Below are 12,181 nucleotides of genomic sequence, written 5' to 3'. Positions count from 1 at the left end.
AAGCGGCGATTATACGTTATTAGCGCGCAATAGCCCTGTCGGCTTGATGGCTGAAACAACACTGTAAACACCCGTTTTTTCGCCTGAACAGCCTGTTCTAAGCCGTTTCAACGCATAGCCGCAGTTGCGCTGCCGAAGGTCGGCCCGATCACATCGATGCGATCGGTACAAAACGCATCGACGCCCCAGGACAGAATTTCCGTTGCACGCGCCGGCTCGTTGACGGTATAGCAAAACAGGCCGAAACCCGCATCCTTGATGGCCCGTGCGAGTAACGGCGTCAGATTGTTGTGGTTGGTATGCAGCGCAATCGCACCCAGGGCGAGCAGCCGTTCATGCCAGTCGGGCGGGATGTCATCGACCAGCCATCCGCGCGGAATATCCGGCGCCGCCAACTGCGCCGCCTGCAGCGCCTCGAATGAAAAGGAAGAAAGCAGCGGCAAGGCGCCCGGCGATCTACCCAGCACGCCAGAAAATAAACGATGCGTTGCCTGCGCCACCGTCCAGCCGGTCTGATCCTCAAATCCCGGCACCGGCTTGATCTCGATATTCATCCAGATATGGTGCTGCATGCAAAATGCTGCCACCTGCTCGAAGGTCGGGATAGGTTCGCCTATATATTCCTCGCCAAACCACGCGCCCGCATCACGCGTCGCCAACTCCTGCGCCGTGTACTCATTCACATTGCCCTCGCCTGCCACCGTGCGGCCGAAAACCGTATCGTGCATGACGACAGGCACGCCATCCCTGGCCAGCATCACATCGAATTCCACCGCGTGAAAACCATGCGTCAAGCCGCAACGCATGGCTGCGATGGTGTTTTCCGGCGCCAGCGCACCGCCGCCGCGATGCGCCACTATTTTGGGATAAGGCCACATGGCTGATTCCAGTTGTCGAGTTGGTGCAAGTGAATTGGCATCATATTAACAGCGCATTTTGCAAGCCCGGCGCAAGACTGAACGCGCGACAAGAGATAAAATGCCTGCACTCCGCGCACGTTTGCCGCCGCATGAGCAGCAGACATGCAAACACGGTCAAAATTCATTCCTGCAGCTCCGGCTGCATGAGCACTCAATCAACATCATCAGGATCACAGCATGTCTTCATTTGACTGGAACAATCCCTACCCATCGATCCGCCAGCCGCTGTTCGCGCGCAATACCGTCGCGACTTCGCAACCGCTGGCCGCGCAAGCAGGCTTGCGCATGCTGCTCAAGGGCGGCAATGCGGTCGATGCCGCGATCGCCGCCGCCGCTGCACTGACCATCGTCGAACCTGTTTCCTGCGGCCTCGGCAGCGATGCGTTTGCGCTGGTGTGGGACGGCAACCAGTTGCACGGCCTGAATAGCTCCGGCCCTTCGCCGGCCGGCTGGACGACCGATTATTTCAAGCAGAAACACAATGGCGTATTCCCTGAGCGCGGCTGGGATACCGTTACCGTTCCCGGCGCCGTCGCCAGCTGGGTCGCGCTGTCGGACAAATTCGGCAAGCTGCCCTTCGCCGATCTGATGGAACCGGCGATCGAGCTGGCCGCACGCGGACACATGGTGGCGCCAGTGGTGCAAAAAAAATGGGTGAATGCAATTCCGATTCTGCAAAATCAGCCCGGCTTTGCAGATGCCTTCATGCCGCACGGCCGTGCGCCGGAAGTCGGTGAAAACTTCGTCTTCAAGGACGCTGCCGAATCGCTGAGAAAAATCGCCGAAACAAAAGGTGAAGCCTTCTATCGCGGCGAACTGGCCGAGGCTATCGTCAAGTACGCGAAGGAACACGGCGCGCAAATGACGCTGGCCGACCTCGCCGGTTTCACACCGGAATGGGTCACGCCTATCCAGAAAAATTACGCCGGCCATACCGTGCACGAAATCCCGCCTAACGGCCAGGGCATCGCCGCACTGATCGCACTCGGCATCATCGACAAGCTGGACATCACGCGCTTCCCTATCGATTCCGTCGAAGCCCAGCAAATGCAGATCGAAGCCATGAAGCTCGCCTTTGCCGATACCTACAAATGGGTCGCCGATGAAAAATACATGACGCAAGTGACCGTCAAGGATTTGCTCGACGACGGTTACCTGAGCGAACGCGCCAAACTGATCGACCTGAACAGCGCAAGCCGCTTCAGTCACGGCACACCGCCAAAAGGCGGCACCGTCTATCTGACCGCAGCGGACGAAAGCGGCATGATGGTCAGCTTCATCCAGTCGAACTACATGGGCTTCGGCTCCGGCGTGGTGGTTCCTGGCACCGGCATCAGCCTGCAGAACCGCGGTTTCAGCTTCAACCTCAGCCCCAATCATCCGAACTGCGTGGCGCCGAACAAACGTCCTTTCCACACCATCATCCCCGGCTTCCTCAGCAAGGATGGCCAGCCGCTGATGAGCTTCGGCGTCATGGGCGGCAATATGCAACCGCAAGGCCATGTACAAACCCTGGTGCGCATGCTGTCCTACAACCAGCAACCGCAAGCTGCATGCGATGCCCCGCGCTGGAAGGTCAACGTCGGCCTGTCGCTCAATGTAGAAGCGGCCATGTCGCCGGAAATACACGCGGCATTGCTGGCACGCGGCCACAAGATAGAAAAAGTCGCCGACTACTACATGGATTTCGGCTCCGGCCAGTTCATCTGGAAAACCGAAAACGGCTACATCGCCGCCAGCGATCCGCGTCGCGACGGGCAGGCAGTCGGCTATTAAGTTATCCATTAAGCAGCCAACAGCGCACCATCGCCACCAGCATGTTTGAAGGCTACCTGAAAAAATTCAACGTACAGGCTGATGGCGCTCCCATCCTTAGGCACAGCAGTCATCTGCTGCCGGTTCGCATGGGTGATACGCCTGCAATGTTGAAGGTCGCCATCGAACCCGAGGAAAAGCGTGGCGGCATCTTCATGGCATGGTGGGAAGGGCAAGGTGCAGCGCGGGTGCTCGCCCATGACGGCGATGCCATATTGATGGAGCGCGCAGAAGGGCCGAATTCCCTGCTCGATATGGCAATGAATTGCAAGGATGACGAAGCCACCCGTATCCTGTGCCAGACTGCTGCGCAACTGCATGCGCCGCGCAACAAGCCCTTGCCCGAACTGATCCCGCTGCAACCATGGCTCAAGGATCTCGAACCCGGCGCGAAAAAATACGGCGGACTGATTGCAGAGTGCGCGGCGCATGCACGCAGCTTGCTAGCTACGCCACAGAATGTCTGCATATTGCATGGAGATATCCATCACGCCAACGTTCTGGACTTCGGCACACGCGGCTGGCTCGCCATCGATCCCAAGGGATTGATAGGTGAACGTGGCTACGACTACGCAAATATTTTCTGCAACCCCGAGCTTGCAACTGTCGTCCTCCCCGCGCTTTGAAAGACAGCTGGAGATAGTCATCGAAGCTTCGGGCCTGCAGCGCAAACGTCTGCTGCAATGGATCATGGCTTATGCAGGTTTGTCTGCAGTCTGGTTTCTTGACGACGGGCAGGCTGCCGATTCTGCTTTGGCGGTTGCTGCAATGGCATCCGCACAGTTATCGTATTAGCCGCATCCAGCCTGTAATGGCACGCCAATTCCGTTGCGCTGCCATATAGTGCGCAGGCAGCGTAGCCGCTACGGTAAAATGCCCTTTACTTCAACATTGCGCACCACAGCAAGGTACAAGCACTCATGAGCAACGATACAAAAAACGGCAGCACCAATCCGACCCCGGCTTCTTCCAATTTCCTGCGCAGCATCATCGAAACCGATCTCGCCGCCGGCAAACATGAAAACCGCGTCGGCAAAGACGGCCAGCCGCTGCCGACCGTCATCACCCGCTTCCCGCCGGAGCCGAACGGTTACCTGCACATCGGCCATGCCAAATCGATCTGCCTGAACTTTGGCCTGGCGCGCGATTACGCCGGCCGCTGCAACCTGCGCTTCGACGACACCAATCCGACCAAGGAAGAACAGGAATACGTCGACACCATCATCGACAGCGTCAAATGGCTGGGCTTCGATTGGCACGTCGGCGACAAGGAACACCTGTACTTCGCCAGCGACTACTTCGACCAACTGTATGCAATGGCCGAATACCTGATCACCGCCGGTCACGCCTACGTCGACAGCCAGTCCGCTGACGACATGGCGAAGAACCGAGGCAACTTCGGCGAAGCCGGCAAGAACTCGCCGTTCCGCGATCGCCCTGCGGCAGAATCGCTGGATCTGTTCCGTCGCATGAAGGCCGGCGAATTCAAGGACGGCGAACACATCGTGCGCGCCAAGATCGACATGGCCTCGCCCAACATGAACATGCGCGACCCGGCGATCTACCGCATCCGCCACGCACATCACCATCGCACCGGCGACACATGGTGCGTCTACCCGATGTACGACTACGCGCACCCGATCGAAGACGCGATTGAAAACATCACGCACTCGATCTGCACGCTGGAATTCCAGGATCACCGTCCGTTCTACGACTGGGTACTGGAACGTCTGGCCGAAGGCGGCTTCTTCACCAAGCCGCTGCCGCATCAATACGAATTCGCCCGCCTCAACCTGACCTACGCCATCACCAGCAAGCGCAAGCTGCTACAACTGGTGGAAGAAAACATCGTCGACGGCTGGGACGATCCGCGCATGCCTACCATCGTCGGCATCCGTCGTCGCGGCTTTACGCCGGAATCGATACAACTCTTTGCAGAACGCATAGGCGTCGCCAAGGTAGACAGCTGGATCGACATGAGTACGCTGGAAGGCGCACTGCGCGATGACCTCGACGACAAGGCGCCACGCGCCATCGCCGTACTGCGTCCGCTCAAACTGATCATCGACAATTTCCCTGAAGGCGAAACAGTCGAATGCAGCGCACCCGTTCATCCGCATCACCCGGAACGCGGCAATCGTACCTTCCCGATCAGTAAAGAACTGTGGATAGAACAGGAAGACTTCATGGAAGTGCCAAGCAAAGGCTACTTCCGCCTCTTCCCCGGTAACAAAGTACGTCTGCGTTACGGCTACGTAGTTGAATGCGTGGGCGCGGACAAAGATGCAGACGGCAACATCATCGCCGTCCATTGCACCTATTTCCCCGACAGCAAATCCGGCACCGAAGGTTCGGCCAATTACAAAGTCAAAGGCAACCTGCACTGGGTCAGCGCAGCCCACGCGCTCGAAGCAGAAGTGCGTTTATATGACCGCCTCTTCACCGATGCGCATCCGGATGCAGGTGGCAAGGATTTCAAACTGGCGCTGAATCCGAATTCCAAGGAAGTGATTACTGCATATGTAGAACCGGGCGTGTCAGCAGTACAACCGGATGAGAAACTGCAGTTTGAACGTCATGGTTATTTTGTTGCGGATCGCGTGGACAGCAAGGCTGGGAAGCCTGTGTTTAATCGGGTGGTGACGCTGAAGGATAGTTGGGGGAAATAAGTTCAAAATTTTGATCGACATGTCCGAATGAAAAGACGGCTATAAACCTATGCGGAGTTAACAAGTGAAATCTATTTCAGTATTTAATAACAAAGGCGGGGTAGGGAAAACGACGCTAACTTACCATGTTGGGCATGCACTCTCGGAAATGGGCTACAAAGTCTTAATGATTGATGCAGACCCACAATGCAATTTGACTATTTACTCCTTAGATCAAGAATTAATTCATAAAATCTGGGAAAAGGAAGATAGGTTTATTGATGAGGGATTTGAATCATCAAAAAATTCCTTAAGCCCTTTAGAATTTAACACCTTAATTTCAGAACAAAGAAGCCTCCATTTCATACTCAAACCAACCGAGGAAGGTACTGGTGACTTAGAGTCTTTGCCACCCCCAGTAAAGTTATCAAGTTCGCTGGATATCGTGCCAGGCAGGCTCACATTACATTTGTACGAAGACAAAATTGCCGAAAGATGGGCTGGAATTTATCGTGGCGACCCGCTGGCAATACGAACCGTTACCAAAATCCGAGAAATCAGCGAGCGATACGCCGCACTGCACAATTATGACTACGTAATAATAGATACGTCACCGAGTTTAGGCTCATTGAACAAAGTAGTAATCTCAACAGTAGATGGATTCTTTGTACCTGCGGCTCCGGATTTGTTCTCGCTGTATGGGATACGTAACATTGGCAAATCGCTCAGCGCTTGGAAAGCGGAGTTCAATGTTATTTATCAACTTATCTCAGAAGAAAAAAGACATTCTTTTCCTAAAGAATTTGTTTCATTCTTAGGTTACACACTATATAACGCGAAAAAATACTCAGGCGTAAATAACACTTGGAATTTAGCGCATGCGCACTTTAATTATGCAAGCCGAATACCAGAGACTATTAAGCAATGCATAGAGAAAGGACTAAGGAGTCATTTAGACGATAAAGCGCTAAGTGAGCCAATAGGTGAAACCGCCGTTATGCACTCACACAATACTTTCCCAACGATGGCTCAGCACTATCACACTCCGATGTGGAAGGTACCTTCGTTGCCTATGATTGAGACGGAACATATAAATACACTAAGAGGCGCTAGCGCAAAATACGTAGAGACCGGTAAAGCGTATCGCGGATTCTGCGAAGCACTCTTAAAGAGAATTCAATTGTTAGGATGAATATGACAAAAGAAGACAGCATCGCCTCAGCAATCGACAAGTTTGGTAAAAACAAACATCTCTTTGAGCGATTCTTAAATGGTGTTGTAGATTTTTTTAAACTTGAACCCACACTCAATCAATATGGAACCCCAGTCATCCATACAATAAAAAGCAGACTCAAAAACGAAGGCCATTTAAAAGACAAAATCACACGCAAGTGGGAAGATAAGAATCCAATATCTGGGGATAATATATTTGAGCAAGTAACCGATCTTGCTGGCGTAAGAATTTTACATCTCTATCAAGATCAGTTTCCAGACATTCACGCCCATATTCTTCAACAGATAAATAATCGGGAATGGTTTTTACACGAACCACCAAAAGTATATTCTTGGGATCCTGAAGCTACTGAATTTTTTAAAAGCTTGGGACTTATTACAGAAATTAAGGCTTCCTACTACACCAGTATCCATTACGTAGTAAAGCCACAAGAGCATTCAAACATCTGCTGCGAAATTCAAGTTAGAACTCTTTTTGAAGAGATCTGGGGTGAAATCGATCATGGCATGAATTATCCGCACCCGACAGACAACAGAGCGTGCAAGGAGCAACTAAGAGTTTTATCTAAGCTTGTTTCTACTGGAACTAGACTTGCGGATTCAATCTATCGCACAAAGCAGATTTGAATATGCATTCAAGTAGCAGCGGCTATTTTTACAAAAGATGATAATGAGGAATTTGAAATGACTGCTATATTCGCATTCCTTCATCACATTGCTTTTGTAGTAATCATGCTAGTCCTGTCAGCAGAAATGCTGATGCTGAAACAGCAGCTAACGCTAACCTCCGCAAGAAAAATACAGATCTACGACGCCATCTACGGCGCATCCGCCGTCCTGGTGTTGATCTTCGGCGGCTTGCGCGTGATGTATTTTGAAAAAGGCGCGGACTACTATCTACATAGCGCGCCCTTCATCGCGAAAATGATTCTCTTCCTCATCGTCGGCCTGATCTCTATCCAGCCGACTGTCACCTTCATCAAGTGGGGCAAGTCTATCAAGCAAGGTGTCGTTCCCACATTGAGCGATGCGCAAAACCGCAAGCTGCGCATGATCATTCATGTGGAACTGACCTTGCTGGGATTGATGATTCTGTGCGCTGCGCTGATGGCCAAGGGCATTGGCTATTTCGACAATTAATGGAAGCTGTTGTTGAAACTAAAAATACTCGGTTCGATATTTGTTAATCCAGTCACATGACATTCGACCAACTCGCCTCATTGAAAATATCAGGCTACAAATAACGCACACTCCACCCACCCGACTGCCTGATTGTCTATTACTATCCTGCACTCGAATCACCATAAGGCATTGATGAAATATTTTTTTAAACTGGTACGTCTGATTCTTGGCCCTTTTATGCTCTTGCATGAACAGATGACCAAACCGAAGGGCTTGGTGCGCGCCGCCGCTGATCAGGCGCGCGTCGATGCCGAGTGCCGGCAATTGGCTTTGTATCAATTTTCTACCTGTCCGTTTTCCATCAAGGTGCGTCAGGAATTGCGTCGGCTTGCATTGAAAGTGGAGCTGCGGGATGCACAGCATTCGACAGAAAATCGCCAAACCCTGTTGACGCAAGGCGGCAGCAGCAAGGTGCCGTGCCTGAAAATCACCGACGAAGAGCAAAAGACGCGCTGGCTGTACGACTCGCGCGAGATCATTGCCTATCTGCAGCAGCGCTTCGCCGCCGCGTAGACGGACCAGATCATCATTCAGCCATTCGGCAATGAAGTCGGGACTGTCGCACCGCTGCCTGCGGCGAGTATCTGCCTGACTTCCTCATCATCCACCTGAGAAAACTGCGCATAAAACTGGCTGATGGCGCCGAATTGCCATGTCTCATGCAGGCACACCACCTTGTCGACCAGCGGTGTGATTTTTTCCAGGCTGTCTGACGCGGCGACCGGGATCGCGCATATCAGCTCGGCAGGCTGTCTGGCGCGCACGGCATGTAATGCGGCAATCATGGTCGCACCGGTCGCCAGGCCATCGTCCACCACGATCGCAATCCGGCCCTGCGGATCAATGGGACGCATGAAGGGTGCATACAGAATGCGTCGCTGTCTCAGTTCAGCCAGCTGCCGTTCCCTGATTGTTTCAGTCATGGCGATCGTGTCTTCATCTTCTTCGCCGGTGGACGACAGATAAACCCAGCCCGTCTCGTCGATGGCGCCAATCGCGAACTCCGGATTGAAGGGGCTGGCCAGCTTGTGTGCCAGCACGATATCCAGCTCTCCATGCAGGCGCTCCGCGAGCACTTTCCCCATCGGCACCGCGCCGCGTGGAATCGCCAGTATCAAGGGGTTACGGCCCTGATACTCTTGCAAGCCTGCCGCCAACTGCTCTGCAGCGTCCATGCGATCTTTAAAGATCACTGACTCGTTCATTTGCTTCGCCTGCCGTGTGCGGAATGGATCAGCGAACACTGCCTCGCATGATCACTCCGATTGAAACTTCATATGCCCAATTAAATTAGATTATTCCGCATGGCTGCAAGTTCGATCCGACCGAACATTTAACAGCACCTTCCGCCATGCATGGCGACAGATATGCGCAGATCTAACAGGAAGAGAAGTCGGCCTCAACATTTGGCGACAAGCATTTAAAATAAGCGCATGAAACTCGATCACGCAACCGTCGTTACGCCGCATCTGGAAGAAGTGCGCCACTTCTTCTGCCATATCGTCGGCCTGACTGAAGGCGAGCGCCCGCCTTTCAGCTTTGAAGGTTACTGGCTGCACCACGACGGCAAACCCGTCATCCATCTGATCAAGAGCAATTCCGATCGTCCACTCGCCAAAACACCATCGCGCATCGATCACATTGCATTCAGGGTAGAAGATGATGCCGGGTGGAACAAACTCATCGCCAGACTGCACAGCGACAAGTTTGCATATCAATCCTCAGAAGTGCCGGCTACCGGCGAACGACAATTGTTTGTCTCCCCGACACCGGGTGTGATGATAGAGTTTGTGACTGCAGCGACAGGCGCGCACTGAGCGGCGTGACCGTGGAATTCAGTGCAAGTTAGCCAACACCTACCCGAAAACACCGCAAACAGATATTTCGCTGTGCATAGGGCTTGGGTATACTGCGCACTCACATTGCGAATGGAGTAAGCATGAACACGAAGTGGAAAATTATCACTACGATATTTGTTATCGGCGTCACCGCGCTTTCTTTATACATGAATCCTTAAAGAGCGCGAGCAGATCGTTGCGCTGTGTCGAAGACCAACGACGCCCACAACCAGCTCCGGCTGGTTTTTTTGTGCGCCAGATTTCCCCGGTGCCTTGCAACGTCGTTAGCACCGCAAGCCTGCGCTAGAATAAAACTACAGGGGAACGTTCATCTTGATTGGAGTGCACTATGGAAACACAAGAACTTCATCGTGGTCGCTTGATTGACCATATTCAACTGGTGGTAAATGATCTCGCGACGAGCCAGCAATTCTATATGGCCATACTCGATGCTCTTGAAGTCCCGCTGGGCGGTAGCGGCGAAGGCTATTTTTGGGCCGACGAACTGTTTGTCTCCACCGCCGATAGTCAGGCCGCGCAAGGAAAGCTAACCGGTCGGTATCACCTTGCATTTCAAGCCAGGAACGAAGCCATGGTCGAGGCGTTTCACAAAGCGGCGCTAGCCAACGGCGGCACCGATAATGGCGCGCCGGGACTGCGCGACTACCACCCCGGCTACTACGCCGCCTTTGTCATTGACCCCGATGGCAATAATATAGAAACCGTGTTCCACGGCGACGCCAGGCGCAGCGCCGCTTCGGTCAAGATCAATTTCTGATTTCGTTTTTAATCAGATTCGCTTGCGTTTCTGCGTATGCGCAAAGACTGAATTCGGCTACGCCTGCTGGCGGTAGCCGAACATCCTTTTTCGGCTGTTGCTCACTATTCGATATGACTCGATTTCACAAAGACAGCCACTCGCGATCCTTCGTTTTGTTTACAATTCCTCTCTCCCTATTTCATAAAATGCCATGACCACTTTCAAGCACATCATTCTGTACACCGACGTCGACGGTTACGCAAAATTTCGCGAAGAAGACCTCGCATTGCCGGACGGTTCGCCTAAGGCCTTGCTGTCCGAACTCTTCCCGTCCAATGGATTTCAGGTACGGAAAAGTCCAGCGGGCGTGAGCAGCGATTTCCATTGCACGACCACTGCGCAATGGCTGGTGGTATTGAGTGGCCAAATGGAAATCGGTTTGCGCGATGGAACGGCTCGCATCTTCAAGGCGGGCGATCATTTCTTCTCTAACGATCTGTTGCCGGAAGGCGCGAAATTTGACAACAGCCTGCACGGTCATCGCAGTCGGGTTGTTGGTGATACCCCGCTGGAAACCTTGTTTGTCAGAACCGGTGAGTAAACCGCCTGCGCTGCCAGTCTTTACCGCGTTCCGAAAAAAATTTGCAGAGAAAGCCATGTCCCATTCCGTACACAGACGCGCCCTCTTGCTGGCCACCATCGCGGCTCCATTTTCTGGTGTATCCATGTCGGCATTCGCCAGAGATCAAAGGATCGCTCGCAGCGCAATACAGCAAGAATTGGCAAGGCTTGAGGCGTCCGCTCATGGACGGCTTGGTTTATCTGCGCTCAATACAGCCAACGGCATGCGCGTGCAATATCGCGCCGATGAACGCTTCCCTGTGTGCAGCACATTCAAGGCCATCGTTGCTGCGGCCATCCTGCAGAAGGGCACAACAGACAAGAACTTGCTGAATAAACGCATACGCTACAACAGGGACGAAGTTGAGAAGTCAGGCTACGCACCGATTACACAAACCCACATCGCTGACGGCATGAGCATCGCCGAGCTTTGCGCAGCGACTTTGCAATATAGCGATAACGCAGCGGCGAATTTTTTGATGCAAGAGCTGGGTGGGCCGGCAGCGGTAACCGCCTATGCGCGCACTATCGGCGACGATACCTTCCGTCTGGATCGCTGGGAGCCGGAATTGAACACTGCCATTCCCGGCGACTTGCGCGATACGTCCACACCGGCAGCGATGGAAAAAAGTGTGCAGCGACTGACTCTTGGCGACGCCCTGGCACTGCCGCAACGCGAACAGCTGACGGCCTGGTTGAAAGGCAATACAACCGGCGGCAAGCGCATGCTGGCTGGCGTACCCAAAGACTGGATAGTCGGCGACAAAACCGGCACCGGCTCTTACGGCACGACCAACGATGTCGGCGTCATCTGGCCGGCGACGGGCGCACCCATCGTCGCAGCAATCTACTTCACACAGCATGAAAAAGAAGCGCGCCCTCGTGACGATGTCATCGCATCCGCGACGCGCATTGTCGTCGCGGCCTTGAGCTGAAGCTGCGCAACAAACGAAAACTTTGATGCATCAATGTGGTCGGGGTGAGAGGATTCGAACCTCCGACTCCTGCGTCCCGAACGCAGTACTCTACCGGGCTGAGCTACACCCCGACGTGTAGTAAGCAGACCTGCAATGGCAGACAATTCCAGTGTAATCAATTTGGATACGTTTGTGGAGAGCGTGCGCATCACCCTGTCAACTGGCCGCACAGAAGAAAGCAGACCAC

General features: G+C 53.3%; 12 protein-coding genes, 1 tRNA gene and 1 pseudogene. 11 read left to right on the top strand and 3 right to left on the bottom strand.

The features are described from left to right. Window positions 1-107: 107 nt before the first annotated feature. A complete protein-coding gene (gene ugpQ, locus ACIQW9_RS00155) occupies window positions 108-878 on the bottom strand; it encodes a glycerophosphodiester phosphodiesterase (protein ID WP_402331376.1) in 771 nt (256 codons plus the stop codon). A gap of 219 nt (window positions 879-1,097) precedes the next feature. Between ugpQ and ACIQW9_RS00150 the strand changes: the two genes are divergently transcribed. From ACIQW9_RS00150 to ACIQW9_RS00120, 7 genes and pseudogenes are all read left to right on the top strand, one after another. Then, a complete protein-coding gene (locus ACIQW9_RS00150) occupies window positions 1,098-2,696 on the top strand; it encodes a gamma-glutamyltransferase family protein (RefSeq protein WP_402331374.1) in 1,599 nt (532 codons plus the stop codon). Window positions 2,697-2,737: 41 nt separating this feature from the next. Continuing rightward, window positions 2,738-3,530, top strand: a pseudogene (locus tag ACIQW9_RS00145) (aminoglycoside phosphotransferase family protein). A 125-nt stretch (window positions 3,531-3,655) separates the two neighbouring features. After that, entirely contained in the window at window positions 3,656-5,404 is a 1,749-nt protein-coding gene (locus ACIQW9_RS00140) for a glutamine--tRNA ligase/YqeY domain fusion protein (protein ID WP_402331371.1), read from the top strand. Between the two features lie 64 nt (window positions 5,405-5,468). Then, the gene (locus ACIQW9_RS00135; RefSeq protein ID WP_402331368.1) at window positions 5,469-6,575 is read left to right on the top strand and encodes a ParA family protein; all 1,107 of its coding nucleotides are present in this window, start codon (window positions 5,469-5,471) and stop codon (window positions 6,573-6,575) included. A gap of 2 nt (window positions 6,576-6,577) precedes the next feature. Further along, window positions 6,578-7,243, top strand: a complete 666-nt coding sequence (locus ACIQW9_RS00130; RefSeq protein WP_402331365.1) for a RelA/SpoT domain-containing protein — start codon at window positions 6,578-6,580, stop codon at window positions 7,241-7,243. Window positions 7,244-7,300: 57 nt separating this feature from the next. Continuing rightward, window positions 7,301-7,756: a DUF2214 family protein gene (locus tag ACIQW9_RS00125; protein ID WP_402331362.1), complete on the top strand. Its 456-nt coding sequence runs from the start codon at window positions 7,301-7,303 to the stop codon at window positions 7,754-7,756. A 174-nt stretch (window positions 7,757-7,930) separates the two neighbouring features. Further along, window positions 7,931-8,311 (top strand): glutathione S-transferase N-terminal domain-containing protein, encoded by a 381-nt coding sequence (locus ACIQW9_RS00120; RefSeq protein WP_402331359.1) that lies wholly within the window; start codon window positions 7,931-7,933, stop codon window positions 8,309-8,311. Between the two features lie 17 nt (window positions 8,312-8,328). On the opposite strand, the gene ACIQW9_RS00115 is transcribed toward ACIQW9_RS00120, so the two are convergent. Continuing rightward, on the bottom strand, window positions 8,329-9,003 hold the full coding sequence (locus ACIQW9_RS00115; protein WP_402331356.1) for a phosphoribosyltransferase: 675 nt from the start codon (window positions 9,001-9,003) through the stop codon (window positions 8,329-8,331). Between the two features lie 228 nt (window positions 9,004-9,231). Between ACIQW9_RS00115 and ACIQW9_RS00110 the strand changes: the two genes are divergently transcribed. From ACIQW9_RS00110 to bla, 4 genes are all read left to right on the top strand, one after another. Beyond that, the gene (locus tag ACIQW9_RS00110) at window positions 9,232-9,615 is read left to right on the top strand and encodes a VOC family protein (RefSeq protein ID WP_402331354.1); all 384 of its coding nucleotides are present in this window, start codon (window positions 9,232-9,234) and stop codon (window positions 9,613-9,615) included. Window positions 9,616-9,985: 370 nt separating this feature from the next. Beyond that, the gene (locus tag ACIQW9_RS00105; protein WP_402331351.1) at window positions 9,986-10,414 is read left to right on the top strand and encodes a VOC family protein; all 429 of its coding nucleotides are present in this window, start codon (window positions 9,986-9,988) and stop codon (window positions 10,412-10,414) included. A gap of 193 nt (window positions 10,415-10,607) precedes the next feature. Continuing rightward, window positions 10,608-10,997, top strand: a complete 390-nt coding sequence (locus tag ACIQW9_RS00100) for a hypothetical protein (protein WP_402331348.1) — start codon at window positions 10,608-10,610, stop codon at window positions 10,995-10,997. Between the two features lie 55 nt (window positions 10,998-11,052). After that, a complete protein-coding gene (gene bla, locus ACIQW9_RS00095) occupies window positions 11,053-11,952 on the top strand; it encodes a class A beta-lactamase (protein ID WP_402331345.1) in 900 nt (299 codons plus the stop codon). A gap of 36 nt (window positions 11,953-11,988) precedes the next feature. On the opposite strand, the gene ACIQW9_RS00090 is transcribed toward bla, so the two are convergent. Next, a tRNA-Pro gene (locus ACIQW9_RS00090) sits at window positions 11,989-12,065 on the bottom strand. Window positions 12,066-12,181 lie beyond the last annotated feature (116 nt).

The organism is Herminiimonas sp. NPDC097707, from assembly GCF_044761395.1.
Lineage (GTDB): Bacteria > Pseudomonadota > Gammaproteobacteria > Burkholderiales > Burkholderiaceae_D > Oxalicibacterium.
Note: the sequence above shows the minus strand (reverse complement) of the source record. Positions and strands in the feature narration are given on the sequence as shown.

Excerpts from the sequence above, each read along its gene's own strand:
- ugpQ (WP_402331376.1), bottom strand. The coding sequence starts at position 878 with ATGTGGCCTTATCCCAAAATAGTGGCGCATCGCGGCGGCGGTGCGCTG.
- ACIQW9_RS00150 (WP_402331374.1), top strand. The coding sequence starts at position 1,098 with ATGTCTTCATTTGACTGGAACAATCCCTACCCATCGATCCGCCAGCCG.
- ACIQW9_RS00140 (WP_402331371.1), top strand. The coding sequence starts at position 3,656 with ATGAGCAACGATACAAAAAACGGCAGCACCAATCCGACCCCGGCTTCT.
- ACIQW9_RS00130 (WP_402331365.1), top strand. The coding sequence starts at position 6,578 with ATGACAAAAGAAGACAGCATCGCCTCAGCAATCGACAAGTTTGGTAAA.
- ACIQW9_RS00125 (WP_402331362.1), top strand. The coding sequence starts at position 7,301 with ATGACTGCTATATTCGCATTCCTTCATCACATTGCTTTTGTAGTAATC.
- ACIQW9_RS00120 (WP_402331359.1), top strand. The coding sequence starts at position 7,931 with ATGAAATATTTTTTTAAACTGGTACGTCTGATTCTTGGCCCTTTTATG.
- ACIQW9_RS00115 (WP_402331356.1), bottom strand. The coding sequence starts at position 9,003 with ATGAACGAGTCAGTGATCTTTAAAGATCGCATGGACGCTGCAGAGCAG.
- ACIQW9_RS00110 (WP_402331354.1), top strand. The coding sequence starts at position 9,232 with ATGAAACTCGATCACGCAACCGTCGTTACGCCGCATCTGGAAGAAGTG.
- ACIQW9_RS00105 (WP_402331351.1), top strand. The coding sequence starts at position 9,986 with ATGGAAACACAAGAACTTCATCGTGGTCGCTTGATTGACCATATTCAA.
- ACIQW9_RS00100 (WP_402331348.1), top strand. The coding sequence starts at position 10,608 with ATGACCACTTTCAAGCACATCATTCTGTACACCGACGTCGACGGTTAC.
- bla (WP_402331345.1), top strand. The coding sequence starts at position 11,053 with ATGTCCCATTCCGTACACAGACGCGCCCTCTTGCTGGCCACCATCGCG.